This is a genomic window from Nocardioides ganghwensis (genome assembly GCF_014779655.1).
In the GTDB taxonomy this organism is placed as follows: domain Bacteria; phylum Actinomycetota; class Actinomycetes; order Propionibacteriales; family Nocardioidaceae; genus Nocardioides; species Nocardioides ganghwensis.
This window is the reverse complement of the sequence record NZ_JACXYX010000010.1, coordinates 75,187-98,975: the sequence shown is the minus strand read 5'-3', so window position 1 is coordinate 98,975 and position 23,789 is coordinate 75,187. Positions and strand designations below refer to the sequence as shown.

Sequence of the window (23,789 nt, the reverse complement as noted above, 5' to 3'; positions counted from 1 at the left end):
TCATCCCACCTTGAAGTAGCTGCGGGTGTGGTGAAGGCCCTCCACGAGCGCGTCGATCTCGGCGGGCGTCGTGTAGAGGTAGGACGACATCCGCGTCGAGCTCTGCACGCCGAAACGGGCGTGCGCCGGCTTGGCGCAGTGGTGTCCCGCCCGGACCGCGACGCCGCGCGAGTCCAGCACCTGGGCGATGTCGTGCGGGTGCACGCCGTCGAGCTCGAAGGAGATCGCGCCGCCGCGCTGCGCCGCGTCGAGCGGGCCCAGCACGGTCACGCCCGGCACGGACTGCAGGCCCTCGAGGGCGTACGCCGTGATCGCCTGCTCGTGGCGGTGGATCGCGTCCAGCCCGACGTGGCGGAGGTAGTCGACCGCAGCGCCGAGGCCGACGGCCTCGACGATCGGCGGGGTGCCGGCCTCGAAGCGGTGCGGCGCCCTGGCGTACGTCGAGCGGGCCATGGTGACGGTCTCGATCATCTCGCCCCCGCCGTGGAACGGCGGCAGCTCGTTGAGGAGCGACTCACGGCCCCACAGCACGCCGATGCCGGTCGGACCGCAGACCTTGTGGCCGGTGAAGACCAGGAAGTCGCAGTCGACGGCCTGGACGTCGACGGGCAGCTGGGGCGCGGCCTGCGAGGCGTCGATGACGGAGTACGCCCCGACGGCCTTCGCACGGGCGCACAGGTCGGCGACCGGGTTGATCGTGCCGAGCATGTTGGAGACCCAGGTGAAGGCGAGCACCTTGGTGTTCTCGTCGACCAGCTGGTCGGCGTTCGAGAGGTCGAGGTGGCCGTCGTCGGTCAGGCCGAACCAGCGCAGCTCGGCGCCGGCCCGCTCGCACGCGAGCTGCCACGACACGATGTTGGAGTGGTGCTCCATCTCCGTGATCACCACGTTGTCACCGGGCGAGAGCTCGATCGTGCGGGCCAGCAGGTTGAGCGCCTCGGTGGCGTTCTTGGTGAAGACGACCTCGTTGCGCGACGGCGCGTTGAGGAAGGCCGTCACGTGGTCGCGCGCCGCCTCGTAGGCCTCGGTCGACTCCGCGCCGAGCTGGTGCATCGCCCGGGCGATGTTGGCGTTGTGCCGCTCGAGGTGGTCGACCATCGTGTCGATGACGACCTGCGGCTTCTGCGAGGTGTTTGCGCTGTCGAGGTAGACCAGCGGCACTCCGCCCGCGAGCGTGCGCTCGAGGATCGGGAAGTCCTTGCGGATCACGTCGAGATCCGGAAGCAGTCCTTCCATCGTGGTCCTCCTCTCCGGGTGCAGTGTGGGCGGCAGGTCAGGCCTGAACGGCCTTGAGGTACTTGTCGTAGCCCTCGGCCTCGAGCTGGTCGGCGAGCTCCTTGCCACCGGACTCGGCGACCCTGCCGTCGACGAACACGTGGACGAAGTCGGGCTCGATGTAGCGCAGGATGCGCGTGTAGTGGGTGATGAGCAGGACGCCCTTGCCCTCGCGCTGCCGGAACCGGTTGACGCCGTCGGACACGATCTTGAGCGCGTCGATGTCGAGGCCGGAGTCGGTCTCGTCGAGCACCGCGACCTTGGGGTCGAGCAGCTCGAGCTGGGCGATCTCGTGGCGCTTCTTCTCGCCGCCGGAGAAGCCCTCGTTGACGCTCCGGGTTCCGAAGCTCGGGTCGAGGTTGAGCCGCTCGAGGGCGCCGTTGACGTCCTTCACCCACGTGCGGAGCTTGGGCGCCTCGCCGTCGATGGCGGTCTTGGCCGTACGCAGGAAGTTCGACACCGAGACGCCGGGGACCTCGACGGGGTACTGCATCGCGAGGAACAGGCCGGCGCGGGCGCGCTCGTCGACGGACAGCGCGAGCACGTCCTGGCCGTCGAGGGTCACCGAGCCGCTGGTGATCGTGTACTTGGGGTGACCGGCGATGGAGTAGGCGAGCGTCGACTTGCCGGAGCCGTTGGGGCCCATGATGGCGTGGGTCTCGCCCTCGTTGATGGTGAGGGTGACGCCCTTGAGGATCTCCTTGGGGCCGTCCTCGGTCTCGACGGTGACGTGGAGGTCGGTGATGACGAGCTTGCTCATGCGGGGGTGACTCCGTTCAGGGTGGTCTCGGTGTCGACGTAGACGTCGGTGCCGCGTACGTCGACGGGGAAGGTGGCGACCGGCTCGGTCGCCGGGAGGTTGGTGGGCTTGCCGGTGCGCAGGTCGAACATCGAGCCGTGCAGCCAGCACTCGATCTGGCAGTCGGCGACCTCACCCTCGCTGAGGGCGACCTCGGCGTGGCTGCAGGTGTCCTCGACCGCGAAGACCTCGTCGCCGTCGCGGGCGATGGCGATGTCGTAGCGGCCGAGGGTGACCGCCAGGGCCTGGTCGGTCGCGACCTCGTCCAGCGCGCACGCGCGCTCGAAGGCCATCAGTCGTCCGACCCGAAGGCGGCGAGCGAGCCGATGTCCTTGAGGACGTTCTTGGCGAGCTCGGCCTCGACCGTGGTCAGCAGCCGCTGCTCGATGGACGGCACGCCGACCTGGCGGATCAGGTCGTTGAAGAAGCCGTGCACGACCAGGCGCTGCGCCTCCTGCTCGGAGATGCCGCGCGACTGGAGGTAGAACAGCTGGTTGTCGTCGAAGCGCGCGGTCGCCGAGGCGTGGCCGGCGCCCTCGATCTCGCCGGTCTCGATCTCGAGGTTGGGGATCGAGTCGGCCTGGCAGCCGTCGGTGAGGACGAGGTTGCGGTTCTCCTCGTAGGTCTCGATGCCCTCGGCGACCTTGCGGATCAGCACGTTGCCGACCCAGACGGTGTGCGCCTTCTCGCCCTGGAGCGCGCCCTTGTAGACGGCGTGCGACTTGGTGCGCGGGGCGGTGTGGTCGGCGAAGATCCGGTGCTCGATGTGCTGCCCGGCGTCGGCGAAGTAGAGGCCGAGGAGCTCGGCGGAGCCGCCCGGGCCGTCGTAGGTGACGTTGGCGTCCATCCGGACCAGGTCGCCGCCGAAGGAGATGGCGGCGTGCTTGTAGGTCGCGTCGCGACCGATCCGCGCCTGGTGGTGCGAGAGGTGGACGGCGTCGTCGGCCCAGTCCTGGATCGACACCACGCTCGCCTCTGCCCCGTCACCGACGACGACCTCGACGACCGCGGACACCGCGGCGGAGCCCGTGTGGTTGAGGACGACAACGGCCTTGCTGTGGCGACCGAATCGCAGCACCACGTGGGCGCCGCTGGTGACGTCGGCGTCGGTGCCCTCGACGTCGATCACGATCGGCTCACCGGCCTCGACGTCGGCCGGGACGTCGACGAGAAGGGTCGCCCGGACCTCGGCGAGGACGCGCGCGGTGAAGCGCGTGTTGGGCGCCCAGCCGCTCACGCCCCGCAGGTCGGTCGCCTCGTCGCCGGTGACGACGTCCACGCGCACCCCATCAGGGGCGTTCCAGGTGGCCTTCGTGTTGCGGCCGTCGAGCGGGGCGTCCGCGTGGAGGCCCTTGAGCCGCTTGAGCGGCGTGAAGCGCCAGATCTCCTCGCGGCCGGTCGGGACCTCGTGGTCGGCGACGTCGAACGAGCCGGCCGGGTGCAGGTGGCTCTCCACCCGGTCGAGCTCGGAGGTCTGCTCCAGCGCGGAGCGGACTGAATCGGTGGTGACGGTCAAGGCACTTCCTTCTTATCGGCGCGGCTACAGGCGGTGATGTCTTCCGGTGCGCTCCTTGACGCCGCTTCGCGACGTCGCGGTGCGCACCGGATCATCAGCCCACGGCCCCTTCCATCTGGAGCTCGATCAGGCGGTTGAGCTCGAGGGCGTACTCCATCGGCAGCTCCTTGGCGATCGGCTCGACGAAGCCGCGCACGATCATCGCCATCGCCTCGTCCTGCTCCATGCCGCGCGACATGAGGTAGAAGAGCTGGTCGTCGGAGACCTTCGAGACGCTGGCCTCGTGGCCCATCGACACGTCGTCCTCACGGATGTCGACGTAGGGGTAGGTGTCGCTGCGGCTGATCTGGTCGACCAGCAGCGCGTCGCACAGCACGTTGGACTTGGAGCCGTGTGCGCCCTCGTTGACCTGGATCAGGCCGCGGTAGGACGTACGGCCACCACCGCGCGCCACCGACTTGCTCAGGATCGAGCTGGAGGTGTGCGGCGCCGCGTGCACCATCTTGGCGCCGGCGTCCTGGTGCTGGCCCTCGCCGGCGAACGCGATCGACAGGGTCTCGCCCTTGGCGTGCTCGCCCATGAGGTAGATGGCGGGGTACTTCATCGTGACCTTGGAGCCGATGTTGCCGTCCACCCACTCCATGGTCGCGCCGGCGTCGCAGGTGGCGCGCTTGGTGACGAGGTTGTAGACGTTGTTGGACCAGTTCTGGATGGTCGTGTAGCGGCAGCGGCCGCCCTTCTTGACGATGATCTCCACGACCGCGGAGTGCAGCGAGTCCGACGAGTAGATCGGCGCGGTGCAGCCCTCGACGTAGTGCACGTAGGCGTCCTCGTCGACGATGATCAGCGTGCGCTCGAACTGGCCCATGTTCTCGGTGTTGATCCGGAAGTAGGCCTGGAGCGGGATGTCGACGTGGACGCCCTTGGGCACGTAGATGAACGAGCCGCCCGACCACACCGAGGTGTTGAGCGCGGCGAACTTGTTGTCACCGACCGGGATGACGGTGCCGAAGTACTCCTTGAAGAGCTCTTCGTGCTCCTTCAGCGCGGTGTCGGTGTCGACGAAGATGACGCCCTTCTCCTCGAGGTCCTCGCGGATCGAGTGGTAGACGACCTCGGACTCGTACTGGGCGGCGACGCCGGCGACGAGGCGCTGCTTCTCCGCCTCGGGGATGCCGAGCTTGTCGTAGGTGTTCTTGATGTCCTCGGGCAGGTCCTCCCACGAGGTGGCCTGCTTCTCGCTGGAGCGGACGAAGTACTTGATGTTGTCGAAGTCGATCGTCGACAGGTCGGAGCCCCAGGTCGGCATCGGCTTGCGGTGGAAGAGCTTGAGGCCCTTCAGGCGCAGGTCGAGCATCCACTGCGGCTCGGACTTCTTGGAGGAGATGTCGCGCACGACGTCCTCGTTGAGGCCGCGCGTGGCGGTGGCGCCCGCGGTGTCGGAGTCGGACCAGCCGAACTCGTACTTGCCGATGCCCTTGAGCTCCGGGTTGAGTTCTTCGATGGAGGTCATGCCTTCTCCTTCTTCGGGGTCTGGGGGATGCAGGTCGTGCAGACGCCGTCGCCGTGGGCGATGGTCGCCAGTCGCTGGACGTGGGTGCCGAGCACCGCGCCGATGGCCTCGGTCTCGGCCTCGCAGAGCTGCGGGAACTCGTGGGCGACGTGGGAGACGGGGCAGTGCTGCTGGCACAGCTGCGGCACGCTCACGCCGGTCGCGGGAGCGAGCTCGCGCACCGATGCGGCGTAGCCGTTCTGGGTGAAGACCTTCGCCAGCGCCTCGGCCGGGCTCAGGTCGGGGTCGAGGGCCAGCACGGCGGCGTAGTCACGCTCGACGAACGCGACCCGGCGGCGGGCGAACTCCACGACGGCGTCCTCGCCCTGGGTCTCGGCCAGGAAGCGCAGGGCCTGCACGGCGAGGTCGTCGTACTGCTGGTCGAAGCTGTCACGCCCGGCCTCGGTGAGCGCGAACACCTTGGCGGGTCGCCCGCGGCCCCGGGTGCCGTAGACCTTCTGCTCGCGCGACTCCACGACGCCCTCGGCGAGGAGGTGGTCGAGGTGGCGGCGTACGGCGGCCGGCGTCAGGTCGAGGCGGCGCGCCAGGTCGGCGGCGGTGGACGGGCCGTTCTCCAGGATCGTGCGCGCCACGCGGTCGCGCGTGGGCGCGTCCCCGTCGAGGGTCGCAGCCGTCCTGGTGAATTCCACAACGCCAGTGTGACGTTATTGCGGTCCACCCTTCAAGCAAGGGTCACCTAAGTCACCCGGAGCCCGCCCAGATGCAGCCTCGGGACGCGCTCAGTCGGCCGTACGGGCGCGGAACGTGCGGATCGCGAGCGGCGCCACCACGGCGGTGATCAGGATGATCCAGCCGATCGTGAACGGGATCGGGTGGTGCATCGGGAACGCCGCCCCCTCGGCCAGCGGCTGGTCGTTGCCCCACAGCTCGCGGACCGCCTGGGTCAGCGACGAGATCGGGTTCCACTCGGCGACGAACCGCAGGAAGGTGGGCATGCGGTCGGTGGGCGCGAACGTGTTGGCCAGGAACGTGATGGGGAACATCGTGGCGAACATGACGCCGTTGACGGCCTCGACCGACCGCATGGCCGACCCGACCCAGATGCCGACCCAGATCATCGCGAAGCCCCAGCCCAGGAGCAGGAGGTAGCCGAGCGCGGCCTCGAAGACGTTGGTGTGGATCCGCCAGCCGATGACCAGGCCGGTCAGCGACATGACCACGAGGCCGATCGAGGAGTGGGCCAGGCTGGAGATGCTGCGCCCGACGAGCACCGCGGCGGGGTTGATCGGCAGCGATCGCATCCGGTCGACGATGCCCTTGTCGAGGTCGGCGGTGAGCCCGACCGCGACGATGAAGGACGCGAACGCCACGGTCTGCGCCATGATCCCGGCGAGCAGGAAGGCCCGATAACCGGCGGGGGTGGCGACGTCGATCGACGAGCCGAACACGTAGGCGAAGAGCAGCACGAACATCACCGGCTGGATGGTGACGTCCATCAGCATCTCGGGCATGCGCCTGATGTGGAGGAAGTTGCGTCGCGCGATGGCCCAGGACTGGGTGAGCAGACCGGTGGTGCGGATCTCGGGTCGCTCCAGCGTGCTCGTCGCGTGGGTCGTCGGGTCGGTCGTGGGGCTGGTCATCGGGTCATCTCCCCTGCCGGCTCGCCGGCTGTCTCGTCGGTGTCGTCGGTCCGCTCCTCGGCCCGGTGGCCGGTGAGGTGGAGGAAGACGTCGTCGAGGCTCGGTCGCTTGAGCCCGATGTCGTCCAGCACGATCTCGCTCTGGTCGAAGAGCCCGGCGACGCGGGTCATGTGTCCCAGCCCCTCGGCCGGGGCGGTCAGCTGGCGGGCGCCGGCGTCGACGTGGACCTCGCGCACGTAGGGGCGCAGCAGCTCCTCGGCCGCCGCGAGGTCCGCCGCGTGCGACACGGTCACCACCAGCGCCGCGGCCCCGGACTGGTCCTTGAGCTGGAGCGGGGTGCCCTCCGCGATGACCGTGCCGCGGTCGATCACCACGATGTTGTCGGCGAGCTGGTCGGCCTCCTCCAGGTATTGCGTGGTCAGCAGCAGGGTGGTGCCGTCGGCGACGAGCTCGCGCAGCACCTCCCAGAGCTCGACGCGCGAGCGCGGGTCGAGGCCCGTGGTCGGCTCGTCGAGGAACAGCACCGGGGGCGTGGCGATCAGGCTGACCGCCAGGTCGAGGCGGCGCCGCATGCCGCCGGAGTAGGTCTTGGCCGTGCGGTCACCGGCGTCGGCGAGGGAGAACCTCTCGAGCAGCTCGTCACTCGCGCGCTTGATGTAGCCGGGATCGAGACCGTAGAGCCTGCCGATGAGGCGGAGGTTCTCCCGGCCGGTCAGCAGCTCGTCGACCGTCGCCGCCTGACCGGTCAGTCCCATGCTGCGCCGCACCGCCGCCGGGTCGGCCACGATGTCGTGCCCGGCGACCCGCCCGGTGCCCGCGGTGGGCCTGGTCAGCGTGGTCATCATCCGTACCGTGGTGGTCTTGCCGGCGCCGTTGGGGCCGAGGAGGCCGAGGACCGAGCCCTCCGGGACCGAGAAGGACACCCCGTCGACCGCGACCGTCTCGCCGAAGTGCTTGACGAGGCCGTCGGCCTCGATTGCTGCAGCTCGCGTCATGCGTCCACGCTAGCCGCGGGGACCGACAGCCGCTCGTCAATATGTCGCACCTAGAATCGGTGCGTGCCACACGCCTCCCCCGCCGTCGAGATCGACGGCCTGGTGATGGCCTACGGCGACAAGGTCGCCGTCGACGGTCTCTCCCTCGACGTGGCGCGCGGCTCGATCACGGCGGTCCTCGGCCCCAACGGCGCCGGCAAGACGACCACGCTCGAGACCTGCGAGGGCTACCGCGCGCCGCAGCGCGGCACGGTCCGCGTGCTGGGCCTGGACCCCCAGCGCGACCGCACCGCCCTGCTCCCCCGCATCGGGGTGATGCTGCAGGACGGCGGCGCCTGGAGCGGCGTACGCGCCGTGGAGATGCTGGAGCACATGGCCGCGCTGCACGCCCACCCGCTCGACACCGCGATGCTCGTCGATCGGCTCGGCCTCGGCGACTGCGGCCGTACGCCCTACCGGCGGCTGTCCGGTGGGCAGCGCCAGCGGCTGGGGCTGGCCGTGGCCCTCGTCGGGCGCCCCGAGCTGGTGTTCGTGGACGAGCCGACCGCCGGCATGGACCCGCAGGCCCGCCGCACGACGTGGGAGCTGCTGGAGGAGATCCGGGGCGACGGGGTGACCGTCGTGCTGACCACCCACCACATGGAGGAGGCCGAGCACCTCGCCGACCGCATCCACATCATCGACCACGGCACGGCCATCGCGAGCGGCACGCCCGCCGAGCTGACCCGGGGTGGTCGCTCGGCCACCATCCGGCTCGTCGTCAACCGCCCCTTCCCCGACGGTGCCCCCGAGTCCCTGCGTGCCGAGCTCGGTCCGCTGACCGAGGTACGCCAGCTCGACGAGGTCAGCATGCTCATCCACGGGCCCGCCGACGCCACGACGCTGGGGCGGGTGTCCCGCTGGTGCGAGGAGCACGGCGTGCTCCCGCAGACACTGAACCTGGGCCAGCGCACCCTCGAGGACGTCTTCCTCGAGCTGACCGGTCGGGAGCTGGCGCCGTGAACCCGCTCCCCACGAGCCCGAGCCCGACCACCTTCGCGCCCGCACCCGGCAGCGCACCGCTGGCCCGGATGGTGCTCGCGCAGGCACGGATGGAGGCGCGGCTGATGCTGCGCAACGGCGAGCAGCTCCTGCTCGCCCTCGTCATCCCCGTCATCGTGCTCGTGGGCGGCGTCGTCGCGGCCGGCCGCCTGGGCAGCACCCTCGGCGGCGCCGCAGCGGTCGACGTCCTCACGCCCGGCGTGCTGGCCCTCGCCGTGATGTCGACGGCGTTCACGTCGGTGGCCATCGCCACGGGGTTCGAGCGACGCTACGGCGTCATCAAGCTCCTCGGCGCCTCGCCGCTGCCGCGGCACGGCCTGCTGCTGGGCAAGGCGCTGGCCCTGCTCATAGTCGTCGCCCTGCAGCTCGTCGTGCTGGTCGTCGTCGGGCTCCTCCTGGGCTGGGAGCCCACGCTCACGCACCCCGTCCGTACGGTGCTCGGCCTGGTCCTCGCGGTGGGCCTGGGCACGGCGGCGTTCGCCGCGCTCGGACTGTTCGTCGCGGGGGTGCTGCGCGCCGAGGCGACGCTGGCGCTCGCCAACCTGGTCTACCTCCTGCTCATGGCCGGCGGCGGCATCGTGCTGCCGACCAGCACCTACGGTGCCGCGGGCGGGCTGGTCGAGTGGCTGCCGTCCGGCGCCCTGGGCGAGGCGATGCGGGGCGCGCTCGTGGACGGACAGATCGACGCCCGGTCGCTGCTCGTGCTCGCCGCCTGGGCGGGACTCGGCACGGTGCTGACCGCACGGACCTTCAAGTGGGAATGATGAGACACGCCATCCTCGACCGCCTCGCGCCGTACCTCTGGCCCCTGGCGATCGCCAACCTGCTCGCCAACATCGGCATCGTCGTCACGGGCGGGGCCGTCCGCCTGACCGGGTCGGGGCTCGGCTGCCCGACCTGGCCGCGTTGCACCGACGAGTCGTACGTCGCGCACGGGGAGCTGGGCCTCCACGGCGCCATCGAGTTCGGCAACCGGCTGCTCACGTTCGTGCTGGCGGCGGTCGCGCTCCTGTGCTTCCTGGCCGCGCTGGGCGCGATGCACCGCCGCGCGACCAGGCTCTCGCTCGTCATCGGGCTCGGCATCCCGCTCCAGGCGGTGATCGGCGGCATCACCGTGCTGACCGACCTCAACCCCTGGATCGTCGCCGGCCACTTCCTGCTGTCGATGGCCATGGTCATGGTGTGCGTGGCGCTCCTCGACGAGCTGCGCAGCCCCGACCGGGCAGCCGCTCCCCCGCTGCCCCGGGCGCTGGCGTGGGCGACACTGGCCGCGGGCTGGGTCGCGCTCTACCTCGGCACCGTGGTGACCGGTGCCGGGCCGCACGCCGGCGACACCGAGGCACCGCGCAACGGCCTCGACCCGGCGACGGTGTCCCAGGTGCACGCCGTCTCGGTCTACGTGCTGATCGCGCTGACGGTGGCCCTGCTGGTCGTGGCGGTGCGCGGCGGGCACCAGTGGCTGGCCCGGGTGACCGGGCTGGTGCTCCTCGTCGAGGTCCTGCAAGGCGCGCTCGGATGGGCGCAGTACTGGCTGGACCTGCCCGTCGCCCTGGTGGCGCTGCACATGCTCGGAGCCGCACTGCTGGCCGCAGGCCTGGCCCGCGTCGCGCTGGCGGTCCTCCCCCACCGCGCCGACCGCGAGGCGGTGGCCGACGGCGGGCCGCAGCCCCACGCTGCGACCCGCCCGGCCTGACGCTCCGGCCCGGCTCTCGGCTGCGGGTCTGGCGACCGATCAGTACGGCTAGCGGCCGAGCAGCGGGTCCAGCGCGACGGCGACGAACAGCAGGGACAGGTAGAGGTTCGAGGCGTGGAAGAGCCGCATCGGGTTGATCTCGCCGAGGGCCTCGGACGTCTTGGTGCGCGACCACATCCGGTGCGCCTCGAGGAGGAAGACCGCGCCCAGCGCCGCGGCTGCCACCGGGTAGACCAGGCTCGTGTCCGCGACCGGCCAGAGCAGCAGCGAGGTCGCCACCATCACCCAGCTGTAGACGACGACCTGCCGGCCGACCTCGCGGGCGGGCTTGACCACCGGGAGCATCGGGACGTCGACGTTGCGGTAGTCCTCGCGGTAGCGCAGGGCCAGCGCCCACGTGTGCGGCGGCGTCCAGAAGAACACCACCATGAAGAGCACCACCGGCGTCCACGCGAGCGAGCCGGTGACGGCGGTCCAGCCGATGAGGGTCGGGAAGCAGCCCGCGATCCCGCCCCACACGATGTTCTGCGTCGTGCGCCGCTTGAGCAGCATCGTGTAGACGAAGACGTAGAACGCGATCGCGGTCACCGACAGCACGGCCGACAGCGTGTTGACCCCCGCCCAGAGGATCACGGTCGACAGGACCCCCAGCACGAACCCGAAGACCAGCGCGGCGCGCGGGGAGACGATGTGCCGCGGGAGCGCCCGACGCCGGGTCCGGCGCATCTGCTCGTCGATGTCGCGGTCGTAGACACAGTTGAAGACCGACGCGGAGCCCGCGGAGAAGGTGCCACCGAGCACGGTCCACACGACCGTGGCCAGGTCGGGCACGCCGCGGGCGGCATAGAACATCACCGGCACCGTGGTCAGCAGCAACAGCTCGATCACGCGCGGCTTGGTCAGCCCCACGTAGGCGGCGACGACGTCGCGCCAGGTCTTGGGGCCCTCTGCCTCGCCGTCGTCACCGCTCGACGGCCGGGCGGACGCAGCTGCGTTCGGACCGGCGTGGGACACGGTGGCAGACCTCAGGGGACGTGGGCGGATGGAACGCGGACAACGGGGCACCGAGGGGCATCGACAACCGTGTCGACCAGCGTCCGGGACGACCCTCGGGCGGGGTCGAGTCTACTCGGCCACGGCGATAGGCTCGCAGTCGAGGCAGCCCGGACCCCTGTGATCTGGGCTGCACCCCCGTCACCACCGGGTCCGCACCGGACCTGCACCTGCATTCCACCCGAGAGGAACCGCGTTGACCGAGAAGTCCGCCCTGCCCGCCACGCTCGAGTGGGACGACGTCGACGAGCGCGCGGTCGACACCGCCCGGGTCCTCGCGATGGACGCGGTCCAGAAGGTCGGCAACGGCCACCCCGGCACGGCGATGAGCCTCGCCCCGGCGGCCTACCTGCTGTTCCAGAAGGTCATGCGGCACGACCCGGCCGACCCCGAGTGGGTCGCACGCGACCGGTTCGTGCTGTCCTGCGGCCACTCCAGCATCACCCTCTACATCCAGCTCTACCTCGGCGGCTTCGGCCTCGAGCTCGACGACCTCAAGGCGCTGCGCACCTGGGGCTCCAAGACCCCCGGCCACCCCGAGCTCGGCCACACCGCCGGTGTCGAGGTGACCACGGGCCCGCTGGGCCAGGGCGTGGGCAACGCCGTCGGCATGGCCCTCTCGGGCCGACGCGTCCACGGCATGCTGGACACGGACGCCGCTCCCGGCGAGGGCCTCTTCGACCACCAGGTCTACGTCCTGGCCTCCGACGGTGACCTGCAGGAGGGCGTCAGCTCCGAGGCGAGCTCGATCGCCGGCACCCAGAAGCTCGGCAACCTCACCGTCATCTACGACCGCAACCAGATCTCGATCGAGGGCGACACCGACATCGCCTTCACCGAGGACGTCGCCGCCCGCTACGAGGCGTACGGCTGGCACGTCCAGACGGTCGACTGGACCAACGGCGGCACCGAGTACGTCGAGGACGTGCCGGCCCTCTACTCCGCCATCCGCAAGGCCCACGGCGTGAGCGACAAGCCCTCGCTGATCGTCCTCGACACGGTCATCGCCTGGCCCGCCCCCAACGCCCAGGGCACCGAGGCGGCCCACGGCAGCGCGCTCGGCGCCGACGAGGTCGCCGCCACCAAGAAGATCCTCGGCTTCGACCCCGACCAGACCTTCGAGGTCCCGCCGGGCGTGCTCGAGCACACCCGCGGGCTGCGCGAGCGCGGCTCCGCGTGGGGCGCGGAGTGGGACGAGAAGTACGCCGCCTGGGCCGAGGCGCACCCGGAGTCCGCCGAGCTGCTGCACCGGCTCAAGCGCCGGGAGATGCCCGTCGGCCTCGACGAGGCGCTGCCGACCTTCCCCGCCGACGCCAAGGGCGTCGCCACCCGCTCGGCCTCCGGCAAGGTGATCAACGCGATCGCGCCGGTGCTGCCCGAGCTGTGGGGCGGCTCCGCCGACCTCGCCGGCTCCAACAACACGACGATCACCAGCGCCCCGTCCGTCGGTCCGGAGGTCGCCGAGATCGGCGAGTGGAGCACCGACCCGTACGCCGGTCGTGTCCTCCACTTCGGCATCCGCGAGCACGGCATGGGCGCGATCATGAACGGCATCGCGGCCGACCGGCTCACCCGTGTCTTCGGCGGCACCTTCCTCACGTTCTCCGACTACATGCGCGGCTCGGTGCGCGTCGCCGCGCTGAGCAAGCTGCCGGTCACCTACGTGTGGACCCACGACTCCATCGGCCTCGGCGAGGACGGCCCGACGCACCAGCCGATCGAGCACCTGGCGGCGCTGCGTGCCATGCCCGGCCTCGACGTCGTACGCCCGGCGGACGCCAACGAGACCGTCGCCGCCTGGCGGACCATCCTGAGCCGCACCGACTCGCCGGCCGCCCTGGCGTTGACCCGACAGAACGTCCCGGTCTTCCCGCGCGGCACCGACTCCGACACCGGACTCGAGTGGGGCTCGACCGAGGGCGTGGCCCGCGGCGCCTACGTGCTGCTCGACGCCGACAAGGGCACGCCCGACGTGATCCTCATCGGCACCGGCTCGGAGGTCCAGCTCGCCGTCGAGGCGCGGGCGCTGCTCGCCGAGGACGGGATCGACGCCCGCGTGGTGTCGATGCCCTGCCTGGAGTGGTTCGAGGAGCAGGACGAGTCCTACCGCGACACCGTCCTGCCGCCCACGGTGAAGTCGCGCGTGTCCGTCGAGGCCGGCGTCAAGCAGGGCTGGCGCGAGGTCGTCGGCGACAACGGCCGGATCATCTCGATCGAGCACTACGGCGCGTCGGCCGACTACGCCCGGATCTACACCGAGTTCGGCATCACCGCCCAGGCCGTCGCCGACGCCGCGCGCGACAGCGTCGCCGTCGTCAACGCCTGACCGATCCCGACCGTCCAGACCCATCCACGGACCCCATCCACGGGAGGAACCGCATGAACGACCGCCTCAAGGCCCTGGCCGACGCCGGGGTGTCCATCTGGCTCGACGACCTGTCCCGCGAGCGCCTCGAGACCGGCAACCTCGCCGACCTCGTGGAGACCAGCAGCGTCGTGGGCGTCACGTCCAACCCGTCGATCTTCCAGACCGCGCTGGCCGACGGCGAGCGCTACGACGCCCAGGTCCGCGATCTCGCGGCCGACGGCGCCGACGTCGACCGCGCCACGCTCGTGATCACCACCGACGACGTGCGCGAGGCCTGCAAGGTCATGCGACCGGTCTTCGACGCCACCGACGGCGTCGACGGCCGCGTCTCGATCGAGGTCTCCCCCGGCCTGGCGCACCACACCGAGCAGACCGTGGCCGAGGCCGCCGAGCTCTACAAGACCGTCGGCGAGCCCAACGTGATGATCAAGATCCCGGGCACCGAGGAGGGCTGGCCCGCGATCACCGAGACCATCGCCGCCGGCATCTCGGTCAACGTCACCCTGATCTTCGGCCTCGAGCAGTACCGCAACGTGATGGAGGCGTACGTCTCCGGCCTCGAGCAGGCCGCCGACAACGGCCACGACCTCGCCGACATCCACTCGGTCGCCTCGTTCTTCGTCTCGCGCGTCGACACCGAGATCGACAAGCGGCTGGAGGCGACGACCGAGGGCCCCGGCACGGACCCGGCCCTGCGCGGCAAGGCCGGCGTCGCCAACGCGCGGCTCGCCTTCCAGATGTACGAGGAGTTCTTCAGCGGTGAGCGCTGGGAGGCGCTCGAGGCCAAGGGCGCGCGCAGGCAACGTCCGCTGTGGGCCTCGACCGGCGTCAAGAACCCCGACTACGACGACACGATGTACGTCGTGGACCTGGTCGTCGAGAACACCGTCAACACCATGCCCGAGAAGACGCTCGAGGCGGTCGCCGACCACGGCGAGGTGCGTGGAGACCGGGTCCGTCCCTACTACGACGACGCGGCCGCCCACATGCAGGCGCTGGCCGAGGCCGGCATCGACTACGACGACGTGATCGCGGTGCTCATCAAGGAGGGCGTCGAGAAGTTCGTCGTCGCGTGGGACGAGCTCCAGACGACGCTGGCCGCGTCGCTCGAGGCCGCGCGGGCATGAGCGCCGGCGAGCCGGTCGACCCGACCACGACCGCGGCGTGGGCCCGGCTCGCCGGGCTCGCCGACGCCTACGAGGCGGACCTCCGCGGGACCCTGACCACGTCGTGGGTCGAGAAGCACACGCTGCTCGCGGGCGACCTGCACGTCGACCTGTCCAAGAACCTCGTCGACGACGCGGTCGAGGAGGCGCTGCTCGCCCTGGCCGACGAGGTCGACCTCGCCGGGCGGCGGCAGGCGATGTTCTCCGGCGAGCGGATCAACGTCACCGAGGACCGCGCCGTGCTGCACACGGCGCTGCGGCTGCCCGCGGACGCATCGCTCACCGTCGACGGGCAGGACGTCGTGCCCGAGGTGCACGAGGTGCTCGCTCGGGCGTACGCCTTCGCGGACCGTGTGCGGTCGGGTGGGTGGACCGGCGTCACCGGCCGGCGGATCGAGACGATCGTCAACATCGGCATCGGCGGCTCCGACCTCGGCCCCGTCATGGCCTACGAGGCGCTCGAGCCCTACCGGCAGGAGGGCCTGACCTGCCGGTTCATCAGCAACATCGACCCGACCGACGCCGGGCAGACGCTGTCCGGCCTCGACCCCGAGACGACGCTCTTCATCGTCTCCAGCAAGACCTTCGGCACGCTCGAGACGCTGACCAACGCGCGGCTGTGCCGGGCGTGGCTGCTCGACCGGCTCCCCGACGGCGCCGACCCCGAGGCAGCGGTCGCACAGCACTTCGTGGCGGTCTCGACGGCGCTCGACAAGGTCGCCGACTTCGGGATCGACCCCGAGAACGCCTTCGGCTTCTGGGACTGGGTCGGCGGCCGCTACTCGATGGACTCCGCGATCGGCCTGTCCCTGATGGTGGCGATCGGCCCGGAGCACTTCGGCGACATGCTCGGCGGCTTCCACGCGATGGACGAGCACTTCCGCACCGCGCCGGCCGCCGCCAACGTGCCGCTCAGGATGGGCCTGCTCAACGTCTGGTACACCAACTTCCTCGGCGCCCACACCCACGCGGTCCTGCCCTACGCGCAGCTGCTGCACCGCTTCCCGGCCTACCTCCAGCAGCTCACCATGGAGTCCAACGGCAAGAGCGTGCGCTGGGACGGCACCCCCGTCGACCACGACACCGGCGAGGTGTTCTGGGGAGAGCCCGGCACCAACGGGCAGCACGCGTTCTACCAGCTGATCCACCAGGGCACCCGGCTGGTCCCCGCTGACTTCATCGCCTTCGCGCGGCCGGCGTACGCCCTCACGGACACCGGTCCCGACGGGCAGAGCATCGACGTGCACGAGCTGTTCCTGGCCAACTTCTTCGCCCAGACCAAGGCACTGGCGTTCGGCAGGACGGCCGACGAGGTACGGGCCGAGGGGGTCGCGGAGGAGCTGGTGTCCGCCCGGACCTTCCCCGGCAACCGGCCCACGACCTCGATCATGGCGCCAGCCCTCACCCCCTCGGTGCTCGGCCAGCTGGTCGCGCTCTACGAGCACATCACCTTCGTCCAGGGGGCGGTCTGGGGCATCGACAGCTTCGACCAGTGGGGCGTCGAGCTCGGCAAGCAGCTCGCCCAGCAGCTCGGACCGGCCGTGTCGGGCGACGCCGCGGTCGCTGCCGAGCAGGATCCCTCGACGCAGTCCCTCATCGCCTACTACCAGGAGAACCGAGGCTGATGGCTCACACCAACCCGCTGCGGGACCCCCAGGACCGCCGCCTGCCCCGCATCGCCGGCCCCTGCGGGATGGTGCTGTTCGGCGTGACCGGCGACCTGTCGCGCAAGAAGGTCATGCCGGCCATCTACGACCTGGCCAACCGCGGCCTGCTGCCGCCCGGGTTCAGCCTGGTGGGCTTCGCCCGCCGCGACTGGGCCGACCAGGACTTCGCGCAGATCGTGCACGACGCGGTGAAGCAGCACGCCCGTACGCCCTTCCGCGAGGAGGTGTGGCGCCAGCTCTCCGAGGGCTTCCGCTTCGTCTCGGGCGACTTCGACGACGACGCCGCCTTCGAGCAGCTGCGCCGCACCGTCGAAGAGCTCGACCAGCTGCGCGGCACCGGCGGCAACATGGCCTTCTACCTCGCGATCCCGCCGTCCTTCTTCGGCACGGTCGTCGGCCAGCTCAAGGAGCACGGGCTCGCCGACCCCGGTCCCGACCAGTGGCGCCGCGTCGTCGTGGAGAAGCCCTTCGGCCACGACCTCGAGTCGGCGCGCGAGCTCAACGAGACCCTCGCCGGGGTCTTCCCCTCGGGCTCGGTCTTCCGCATCGACCACTACCTCGGCAAGGAGACCGTCCAGAACATCCTCGCCATGCGGTTCGCCAACAACATGTTCGAGCCGATCTGGAACGCCAACTACGTGGACCACGTGCAGATCACGATGGCCGAGGACATCGGCATCGGCGGCCGCGCCGGCTACTACGACGGCATCGGCGCGGCGCGCGACGTCATCCAGAACCACCTCCTCCAGCTGATGGCGCTCGTGGCGATGGAGGAGCCCATCTCCTTCGACGCCGAGAGCCTGCGCATCGAGAAGCAGAAGGTCCTCGCCTCGACCACGCTGCCGCCGCGACTCGACACCACCACCGCCCGCGGCCAGTACACCGCCGGCTGGGCAGGTGGCGAGAAGGTCAACGGGTTCCTCGAGGAGGACGGCATCAAGAAGACCTCCACCACCGAGACCTTCGCCGCCATCACCGTGCACGTCGAGACCCGCCGCTGGGCTGGCGTGCCGTTCTACCTCCGCACCGGCAAGCGGCTCGGTCGTCGCGTCACCGAGGTGGCCGTCGTCTTCAAGCGCGCGCCGCACCTGCCGTTCAGCCAGACCTCGACCGAGGACCTGACCCAGAACGCGCTCGTCATCCGGGTCCAGCCCGACGAGGGCATGACCATGCGGTTCGGCTCGAAGGTGCCCGGCACCGCGATGGAGATCCGCGACGTCAACATGGACTTCGCCTACGGCGGCTCCTTCACCGAGGCCAGCGCCGAGGCGTACGAGCGGCTCATCCTCGACGTGCTGCTCGGCGACCCGCCGCTGTTCCCGCGCCACGAGGAGGTCGAGCTGTCCTGGAAGATCCTCGACCCGGTGATCGAGCACTGGGCCAGGAAGGGCAAGCCCGAGGCGTACGACTCCGGCACGTGGGGACCCGCGTCGGCGGACAAGATGCTGGCCCGCGACGGCCGCACGTGGAGGAGGCCCTGATGATCGAGCTCACCGACACCAACTCGTCGAAGATCGCCGCGGAGTTCGTCCAGGCGCGCACCCGCGCCGGCAGCCCCGCGATGGGGATGGTGATGACGCTCATCATCGTCGCCCCGGAGGACGACGCCGCCGAGGCGATGGCCGCAGCCAAGCGCGCCTCGCGCGAGCACCCCTCCCGCGTGCTCGGCGTGATCCTCGGCGACGCCCGCGGGGCCGCGCAGGTCAACGCGCAGGTCGGCAGCGGCGACGGGTGGGGCGGCGAGACAGCGCTCATCCGGCTCAAGGGCGAGGTGGTCAAGCACGCCGAGTCCGTCGTGCTGCCCCTGCTGCTGCCCGACTCACCCGTCGCGATCTGGTGGCCCACCGCGGCGCCCGCCGACCCGGCCGCAGATCCGCTCGGCGCGCTCGCGCAGCGTCGCATCACCGACTCCGCCGCCGTGTCGCGCGGGAAGGCCACGGCGATGCTCAACCAGTGCCAGACCTACGCTCCGGGCAACACCGACCTGAGCTGGACCCGGCTCACGCCGTGGCGTGCGCTGCTGGCCGCCGCACTCGACCAGCACCCCCTCAAGGTCACCGGCGCGCGCGTCGTCGCCGAGCGGGTGAGCCCGAGCGCCGACCTGCTCGTCGCCTGGCTCACCGACCGCCTCAAGGTCGACGTGACCCGGGGCACCTCGGACGGACCCGGCATCACGGAGGTCAGCATGGACACCAAGGAAGGCGCCATCCGGATCTCGCGCGCCGACGGGCGACTGGCCACGTTCTCCTCGCCCCACCGGCCGGACCGACCGGTCGCACTGAAACGGCGCGAGGTCCCCGCACTGCTCTCCGAGGAGCTGCGCCGCCTCGACGAGGACGACGTGTACGCCCACGTCGCCGCGCGGCTCGTCAAGCTCAGGAGCGCGAAGTGAACGCCCCGGAGGTCCGGCGTCACGACGACGCCGACGTCCTGGTCGGCGACGTCGCATCGGCGCTGCTCGACCGGATCGAGGCCGCGCAGGCGCGCGGGGAGACCCCCGACATCGGGCTCACCGGCGGCTCGATCGCCGAGGAGCTCCACCGCGAGCTGGCACGGCGGGCCGTGGACTCGTCGGTGGACTGGTCACGCGTGAGGTTCTGGTGGGGCGACGAGCGGTTCGTCCCGGCCGACTCCCCCGACCGCAACGCCGGGCAGGCGCGCGCGGCCCTGCTCGACCACGTCTCCGTCGACCCGGCCAACGTCCACGAGGTGCCCGCCAGCGACCAGGTCGCGACGGCCGAGGACGCGGCCAAGGCGTACAGCACGGCCCTGCGCGAGCACGGCGCCGGCTTCTTCGAGGTGCTGATGCTCGGCATCGGTCCCGACGGCCACTGCGCCTCGCTGTTCCCGGACCATCCCGCGCTCGACGCCCGCGACGCGATCGCCGTCGCCGTGCACGACTCCCCCAAGCCGCCACCGGACCGCGTGAGCCTCACCTTCGAGGCGATGGAACGCTGTCGCGCCGTCTGGTTCATCGCGAGCGGGGAGGGCAAGGCGGAGGCCGTCGCCCGCGCCCTGGCCGACGACGGCTCCGTGGCCGAGACGCCCGCCCGCGGCGTACGCGGTGACGAGACCGTCTGGTGGCTCGACGAGGCTGCCGCCTCGGCCCTCCCCTGACCGGGCACTTCCGTCCCCACCAGAGACGCCGACCGGGCACTTCCTTCCCCGCCAGGCGCGCCGACCGGGCACTTCCTTCACGACGCCCGGCGTGCGAGGTCGATGTGGCGCTTCTCCCTCGTGCCCAGCGAAGCACGCGCCTTCTCGAAGCCACGGCTCAGGCGGTCCGACGCGGCGAGCTCATTGCCGTAGACGTCCGCCTTGGTGAAGACGTCCATCGACCACCAGCGCTCATCGGCGAGCCACGCCAGCCTTGCCTCGTCGTGCTTCTCGGCGTCGACTCCGTGGAAGGCTTCGCCGAAGAACTCCGCCCCGTAGCGCACCTCTCGATCGCCCAGATCGATCCTGAAGACGGGGACGCCCGCGTCGTCGTGCTCCCAGATCTGGGTCTGTGGGCGGGCCGGGATCTCGGCTTCGTACCAGTGCAGGCGCAGGGCGCTCTCCGGAGGTGACTCGGCGCCGTCATCGCCGAGCGGCGCGAGGAACCGGAGCTGGCGCACCCCGCGATAGCCCTTGAACCGGTCGATCTCGTGCAGGAGCTCCGCCGGATCCACGCCGAGCCGCAGGAAGCCGTCGATGGCGGCCAGCGCGTCGTACCTCCAGAGCAGTCGTCCCAGGTCGCACGTCGTGCGTAGCGGGGTCGTGACTGCGAGCGTGCCCACCTGCTCGACGTCGCGTGCGAGCAGGTTCCGGGTTCCGCTCGAGATCCCGCTGCGTCTCATGCGACTCCCAGAGGTGCTGAAGAGGTCGAGGGACGGCATGAGGTGGATCGCGCTGCGAGGCAGCGCGTCGACTCCGTGCACCCAAGCAGCGGTGCGGTCCACCAGCACGACGTGCGGCGGGACGACCAGCGCTGCGGCGTCCACCCGCAGGCTCAGCGAGTCAGGCACTTGCACGGCCACGTGAACGCCGCGGAGCAACGGACGCAGCAGTCCTCGAGCCACGAGGTCGCTCAGCAGCCGCGCTGGTACGCCGGCGGACTGCGCCTGGGCCGTGGTGAACGGGCGGTCGGTCGGAATCGGTGCATCGCTGTCGAGGAGCACGACATCGCGACACCAGTAGGGCTTCGAGGGCATCCACCCACGATGCCGCGCCGATGACGAGAGCGTCGGCCGTCATCCACAGCGCCGTCTGCCCACCGGGGCCGCAAGTGCCCGCTCAGCGCGTGTGGCGGGGCCGGGAGTGCCCGCTCAGCGCGCCTGGCGGGGCCGGGAGTGCCCGCTCAGCGCGTGTGGCGGGGCCGGGAGTGCCCGCTCAGAAGATGATCTCGCCGGCCTTGCGGCGGCTGCGCAGCAGGGCGACGGCCTCGTCGAGGATGTCGGCGGCCTCGGTCTCGCTGCGACGCTCCTTCACGTAGGCGAGGTGCGTCTTGTAGGGCTCGATCTTCGGCGCCGGCGGCGGGTTCTCGCTGTCGAGGCTGGCGGGCAGCCCGCACTTCGGGCAGTCCCACGAGTCCGGCACGGCCGCCTCGATGGCGAACGTGACCACCGAGCGGTGGTCGTGGCTGCAGAAGTAGGTCACCGTCTGCCGCGGCGCGGCGTCACCGCGCTCGGCCTCGCCCATCGGACCGGCTCCGACCCGACTACCGCGGATCGCGTTCCCAGCACCAGCCATGACGACTCCTTCTCAGAAACGCTCAGGGGGATTATCAGTTGCCCTGGTAGGCCATGAGAAGGCCCAAGGCGATGATGCAGGCAAACCAGATGACGCCGACGCCGACCGTGAAGCGGTCGAGGTTGCGCTCAGCCACCGACGATCCCCCCAAGCTGCTGGAGACGCCGCCGCCGAACATGTCGGACAAGCCGCCACCTCGCCCCTTGTGGAGGAGGACCAGCAGGATCTGAATCGCGCTCGTGATGACGAGCAGGATGGTGAAGAGCAGAATCACGGTCGGAAGCCTACGTCACGTCTCGCGGGAACCGGCGGGTGCCCTCACAGCACCGGCATGTCGTAGAACCGGCAGATCCCGCCGAACTCGTCGACCTGCAGGCTGGCGCCGCCGACGAGGCACCCGTCGACGTCGGCCTTCTCCATGATCCCGCCCACGTTGGCGGCCTTCACAGAGCCTCCGTAGAGGATCCGGAGCCCGTCGGCCGCCCCGTCGCCGTGCACCTCACGCACGCGCTCGCGGATGGCCGCACAGACCTCCTGCGCGTCGTCGGGGGTCGCCACCTCGCCGGTGCCGATGGCCCAGACGGGCTCGTAGGCGACCACGAGGCCCGCGACCTGCTCGGCGGTGAAGCCGTCGAGCGAGCCGTCGACCTGCGAGAGCGTGAACGACACGTGCTCGCCCGCCTGGCGGGTGTCGAGGCCCTCCCCGACGCACACGATCGGCGTCATGCCCGCGTGGAGCGCCTGGTGCGCCTTGGCGTTGACCAGCTCGTCGGACTCGTTGTGGTACATCCGGCGCTCGCTGTGGCCGACCACGACGTAGGAGCAGCCCAGCTTGGACAGCATCCCGGCGGTGATCTCACCGGTGTAGGCGCCGCCGTCGTGGACCGAGACGTCCTGGGCCCCGTAGCGGATCGCCAGGCGGTCGCCGTCGACCAGCGTCTGCACCGAGCGGAGGTCGGTGAAGGGCGGCACCACGACGACTTCGACCTTGCCGAAGTCGTGCCGCTTGTCCGCGAGCGTCCAGGCGAGCTTCTGGACCAGCACCACCGCTTCCTGGTGGTTGAGGTTGGCCTTCCAGTTGCCGGCCATCAGGGGTGTGCGCGCCATGGTGTTCAGTCCCTCTCCAGTACGGCGATGCCCGGGAGCTCCTTGCCCTCCAGGAACTCCAGCGACGCGCCACCGCCGGTGGAGATGTGGCCGAACGCGGCCTCGTCGAAGCCGAGCTGGCGTACGGCCGCGGCCGAGTCGCCGCCGCCGACGACCGAGAGCCCCTCGACCTTGGTGAGGGCCTCGGCGACGGCACGGGTGCCGCCGGCGAAGGCGTCGACCTCGAACACGCCCATCGGGCCGTTCCAGAAGACCGTCCGCGCGTCGGCCAGCTCCGCTGCGAACGCGGCTGCCGACTCCGGCCCGATGTCGAGGCCGAGGGCGTCGGCCGGGATCTCGGAGGCCGGTACGACAGTGGGCTCGGGCTCGCGGTCGCCCGACGGGAAGGCCGTGTCGACCACCACGTCGGTCGGGAGGACGATCTCCACACCGCGGTCCGCGGCCTCGGCGAGGTAGCGGGTGCAGGTGTCGAGCTGGTCGGCCTCGAGCAGGCTCTTGCCGACCTCGTGGCCCTGGGCCTTGAGGAAGGTGAAGACCATGCCGCCGCCGATGAGCAGCTTGTCGGCCTTGTCGATCAGGTTGTCGATGACGCCGAGCTTGTCGGACACCTTGGAGCCGCCGAGCACCACGACGTAGGGCCGCTCGGGGTGCTCGGTGAGACGCCGCAGGACGTCGACCTCGGACGCGACCAGGCCGCCCATCGCCGACGGCAGCCGCAGCGCGACGTCGTAGACGCTGGCCTGCTTGCGGTGCACGACCCCGAAACCGTCGGACACGAAGGCGTCGGCCAGCTGCGCGAGCTGGTCGGCGAACGCGCCGCGCACGGCGTCGTCCTTGCTGGTCTCGCCGTCGTTGAAGCGGACGTTCTCCAGGACCGCGACGTCGCCATCCTGCAGGCCCGCCACCGTCTCCGTCGCGCTCGCCCCGACCGTGTCGGTGGCGAAGGCGACCGGGCGACCGAGCAGCTCGGCGAGCCGCTCGGAGACCGGCCGCAGCGAGTACTGCGGGTCGGGTGCGCCCTTCGGGCGGCCGAGGTGGGCGAGGACGACCACCTTGGCGCCCGCGTCGGACAGATGCTTGATGGTGGGGACGCTCGCCCGGATCCGGCCGTCGTCCGTGATCGCGGTGCCGTCGAGGGGCACGTTGAGGTCCGAGCGGACCAGCACGCGCCTGCCCTTCAGGTCACCCAGCGACTCGATCCCTGCGGTGGAGTCGGTCATCGCCG

Annotated in this window: 23 protein-coding genes; 9 read left to right on the top strand and 14 right to left on the bottom strand. The window is 70.9% G+C overall.

Annotated elements, in window-relative coordinates:
* From IEZ24_RS13570 to IEZ24_RS13535, 8 genes are all read right to left on the bottom strand, one after another.
* The gene (locus IEZ24_RS13570) at positions 1-1,236 is read right to left on the bottom strand and encodes an aminotransferase class V-fold PLP-dependent enzyme (protein WP_129454417.1); all 1,236 of its coding nucleotides are present in this window, start codon (positions 1,234-1,236) and stop codon (positions 1-3) included.
* Between the two features lie 37 nt (positions 1,237-1,273).
* Positions 1,274-2,035: a Fe-S cluster assembly ATPase SufC gene (gene sufC, locus IEZ24_RS13565; RefSeq protein ID WP_129454418.1), complete on the bottom strand. Its 762-nt coding sequence runs from the start codon at positions 2,033-2,035 to the stop codon at positions 1,274-1,276.
* The gene (locus IEZ24_RS13560) at positions 2,032-2,367 is read right to left on the bottom strand and encodes a non-heme iron oxygenase ferredoxin subunit (protein ID WP_129454420.1); all 336 of its coding nucleotides are present in this window, start codon (positions 2,365-2,367) and stop codon (positions 2,032-2,034) included. The genes sufC and IEZ24_RS13560 overlap by 4 nt, the downstream gene beginning before the upstream one ends.
* Positions 2,367-3,590 carry a Fe-S cluster assembly protein SufD gene (gene sufD / locus IEZ24_RS13555; RefSeq protein ID WP_129454422.1) on the bottom strand — a complete coding sequence of 408 codons (1,224 nt, stop codon included), beginning with the start codon at positions 3,588-3,590 and terminating at the stop codon, positions 2,367-2,369. The genes IEZ24_RS13560 and sufD overlap by 1 nt, the downstream gene beginning before the upstream one ends.
* 94 nt (positions 3,591-3,684) lie before the next feature.
* Complete coding sequence (gene sufB, locus IEZ24_RS13550) at positions 3,685-5,103, bottom strand: Fe-S cluster assembly protein SufB (RefSeq protein WP_129454423.1); 1,419 nt, start codon at positions 5,101-5,103, stop codon at positions 3,685-3,687.
* Positions 5,100-5,792 carry a helix-turn-helix transcriptional regulator gene (locus tag IEZ24_RS13545; RefSeq protein WP_129454425.1) on the bottom strand — a complete coding sequence of 231 codons (693 nt, stop codon included), beginning with the start codon at positions 5,790-5,792 and terminating at the stop codon, positions 5,100-5,102. Before IEZ24_RS13545 ends, sufB begins: the two co-directional genes overlap by 4 nt.
* Before the next feature lie 90 nt (positions 5,793-5,882).
* On the bottom strand, positions 5,883-6,743 hold the full coding sequence (locus tag IEZ24_RS13540; RefSeq protein WP_129454427.1) for an ABC transporter permease: 861 nt from the start codon (positions 6,741-6,743) through the stop codon (positions 5,883-5,885).
* The gene (locus tag IEZ24_RS13535) at positions 6,740-7,738 is read right to left on the bottom strand and encodes an ATP-binding cassette domain-containing protein (protein ID WP_129454428.1); all 999 of its coding nucleotides are present in this window, start codon (positions 7,736-7,738) and stop codon (positions 6,740-6,742) included. Before IEZ24_RS13535 ends, IEZ24_RS13540 begins: the two co-directional genes overlap by 4 nt.
* Before the next feature lie 63 nt (positions 7,739-7,801).
* Here IEZ24_RS13535 and IEZ24_RS13530 point away from each other — a divergent pair, with 63 nt between their 5' ends.
* The 3 genes from IEZ24_RS13530 (at position 7,802) to IEZ24_RS13520 (ending at position 10,472) form a co-directional block, all read left to right on the top strand.
* A complete protein-coding gene (locus IEZ24_RS13530) occupies positions 7,802-8,740 on the top strand; it encodes an ABC transporter ATP-binding protein (protein WP_129454430.1) in 939 nt (312 codons plus the stop codon).
* A 68-nt stretch (positions 8,741-8,808) separates the two neighbouring features.
* Positions 8,809-9,543 (top strand): ABC transporter permease, encoded by a 735-nt coding sequence (locus IEZ24_RS13525; RefSeq protein WP_129454583.1) that lies wholly within the window; start codon positions 8,809-8,811, stop codon positions 9,541-9,543.
* Positions 9,543-10,472 carry a COX15/CtaA family protein gene (locus tag IEZ24_RS13520; RefSeq protein WP_224745304.1) on the top strand — a complete coding sequence of 310 codons (930 nt, stop codon included), beginning with the start codon at positions 9,543-9,545 and terminating at the stop codon, positions 10,470-10,472. Before IEZ24_RS13525 ends, IEZ24_RS13520 begins: the two co-directional genes overlap by 1 nt.
* Positions 10,473-10,520: 48 nt before the next feature.
* Here IEZ24_RS13520 and IEZ24_RS13515 read toward each other — a convergent pair whose 3' ends face one another.
* Positions 10,521-11,486, bottom strand: coding sequence for a heme o synthase (locus IEZ24_RS13515; protein WP_129454433.1), 966 nt, complete (start codon positions 11,484-11,486; stop codon positions 10,521-10,523).
* Between the two features lie 235 nt (positions 11,487-11,721).
* Here IEZ24_RS13515 and tkt point away from each other — a divergent pair, with 235 nt between their 5' ends.
* Genes tkt through pgl form a run of 6 tightly spaced genes read left to right on the top strand, consistent with a single transcriptional unit; the run spans position 11,722 to position 19,843 of the window.
* Positions 11,722-13,851 carry a transketolase gene (gene tkt, locus IEZ24_RS13510; protein ID WP_129454435.1) on the top strand — a complete coding sequence of 710 codons (2,130 nt, stop codon included), beginning with the start codon at positions 11,722-11,724 and terminating at the stop codon, positions 13,849-13,851.
* A gap of 53 nt (positions 13,852-13,904) precedes the next feature.
* Positions 13,905-15,020, top strand: a complete 1,116-nt coding sequence (gene tal / locus IEZ24_RS13505; protein WP_129454436.1) for a transaldolase — start codon at positions 13,905-13,907, stop codon at positions 15,018-15,020.
* Entirely contained in the window at positions 15,017-16,684 is a 1,668-nt protein-coding gene (pgi, locus tag IEZ24_RS13500) for a glucose-6-phosphate isomerase (RefSeq protein ID WP_129454438.1), read from the top strand. The genes tal and pgi overlap by 4 nt, the downstream gene beginning before the upstream one ends.
* Positions 16,684-18,207, top strand: a complete 1,524-nt coding sequence (gene zwf, locus IEZ24_RS13495) for a glucose-6-phosphate dehydrogenase (RefSeq protein WP_129454439.1) — start codon at positions 16,684-16,686, stop codon at positions 18,205-18,207. Before pgi ends, zwf begins: the two co-directional genes overlap by 1 nt.
* Entirely contained in the window at positions 18,207-19,118 is a 912-nt protein-coding gene (locus IEZ24_RS13490; RefSeq protein WP_129454440.1) for a glucose-6-phosphate dehydrogenase assembly protein OpcA, read from the top strand. The genes zwf and IEZ24_RS13490 overlap by 1 nt, the downstream gene beginning before the upstream one ends.
* A complete protein-coding gene (gene pgl / locus IEZ24_RS13485) occupies positions 19,115-19,843 on the top strand; it encodes a 6-phosphogluconolactonase (RefSeq protein WP_129454441.1) in 729 nt (242 codons plus the stop codon). Before IEZ24_RS13490 ends, pgl begins: the two co-directional genes overlap by 4 nt.
* Before the next feature lie 77 nt (positions 19,844-19,920).
* Here the strand turns inward: pgl and IEZ24_RS13480 are convergent, their stop codons facing one another.
* From IEZ24_RS13480 to IEZ24_RS13460, 5 genes are all read right to left on the bottom strand, one after another.
* The gene (locus IEZ24_RS13480; protein WP_129454443.1) at positions 19,921-20,919 is read right to left on the bottom strand and encodes a type IV toxin-antitoxin system AbiEi family antitoxin domain-containing protein; all 999 of its coding nucleotides are present in this window, start codon (positions 20,917-20,919) and stop codon (positions 19,921-19,923) included.
* A gap of 178 nt (positions 20,920-21,097) precedes the next feature.
* Entirely contained in the window at positions 21,098-21,457 is a 360-nt protein-coding gene (locus IEZ24_RS13475) for an RNA polymerase-binding protein RbpA (protein ID WP_129454445.1), read from the bottom strand.
* Between the two features lie 34 nt (positions 21,458-21,491).
* Complete coding sequence (gene secG, locus IEZ24_RS13470; protein ID WP_129454447.1) at positions 21,492-21,731, bottom strand: preprotein translocase subunit SecG; 240 nt, start codon at positions 21,729-21,731, stop codon at positions 21,492-21,494.
* Between the two features lie 44 nt (positions 21,732-21,775).
* Positions 21,776-22,564, bottom strand: a complete 789-nt coding sequence (tpiA, locus tag IEZ24_RS13465; protein ID WP_129454448.1) for a triose-phosphate isomerase — start codon at positions 22,562-22,564, stop codon at positions 21,776-21,778.
* A gap of 5 nt (positions 22,565-22,569) precedes the next feature.
* Entirely contained in the window at positions 22,570-23,784 is a 1,215-nt protein-coding gene (locus IEZ24_RS13460) for a phosphoglycerate kinase (RefSeq protein WP_129454450.1), read from the bottom strand.
* Between the last annotated feature and the right edge of the window lie 5 nt (positions 23,785-23,789).

Coding starts and splice junctions, on each gene's coding strand:
- IEZ24_RS13570 (WP_129454417.1), bottom strand. CDS start 1,236: ATGGAAGGACTGCTTCCGGATCTCGACGTGATCCGCAAGGACTTCCCG.
- sufC (WP_129454418.1), bottom strand. CDS start 2,035: ATGAGCAAGCTCGTCATCACCGACCTCCACGTCACCGTCGAGACCGAG.
- IEZ24_RS13560 (WP_129454420.1), bottom strand. CDS start 2,367: ATGGCCTTCGAGCGCGCGTGCGCGCTGGACGAGGTCGCGACCGACCAG.
- sufB (WP_129454423.1), bottom strand. CDS start 5,103: ATGACCTCCATCGAAGAACTCAACCCGGAGCTCAAGGGCATCGGCAAG.
- IEZ24_RS13540 (WP_129454427.1), bottom strand. CDS start 6,743: ATGACCAGCCCCACGACCGACCCGACGACCCACGCGACGAGCACGCTG.
- IEZ24_RS13535 (WP_129454428.1), bottom strand. CDS start 7,738: ATGACGCGAGCTGCAGCAATCGAGGCCGACGGCCTCGTCAAGCACTTC.
- IEZ24_RS13525 (WP_129454583.1), top strand. CDS start 8,809: ATGGTGCTCGCGCAGGCACGGATGGAGGCGCGGCTGATGCTGCGCAAC.
- IEZ24_RS13520 (WP_224745304.1), top strand. CDS start 9,543: ATGAGACACGCCATCCTCGACCGCCTCGCGCCGTACCTCTGGCCCCTG.
- tal (WP_129454436.1), top strand. CDS start 13,905: ATGAACGACCGCCTCAAGGCCCTGGCCGACGCCGGGGTGTCCATCTGG.
- pgi (WP_129454438.1), top strand. CDS start 15,017: ATGAGCGCCGGCGAGCCGGTCGACCCGACCACGACCGCGGCGTGGGCC.
- zwf (WP_129454439.1), top strand. CDS start 16,684: ATGGCTCACACCAACCCGCTGCGGGACCCCCAGGACCGCCGCCTGCCC.
- IEZ24_RS13490 (WP_129454440.1), top strand. CDS start 18,207: ATGATCGAGCTCACCGACACCAACTCGTCGAAGATCGCCGCGGAGTTC.
- IEZ24_RS13480 (WP_129454443.1), bottom strand. CDS start 20,919: ATGCCCTCGAAGCCCTACTGGTGTCGCGATGTCGTGCTCCTCGACAGC.
- IEZ24_RS13475 (WP_129454445.1), bottom strand. CDS start 21,457: ATGGCTGGTGCTGGGAACGCGATCCGCGGTAGTCGGGTCGGAGCCGGT.
- tpiA (WP_129454448.1), bottom strand. CDS start 22,564: ATGGCGCGCACACCCCTGATGGCCGGCAACTGGAAGGCCAACCTCAAC.
- IEZ24_RS13460 (WP_129454450.1), bottom strand. CDS start 23,784: ATGACCGACTCCACCGCAGGGATCGAGTCGCTGGGTGACCTGAAGGGC.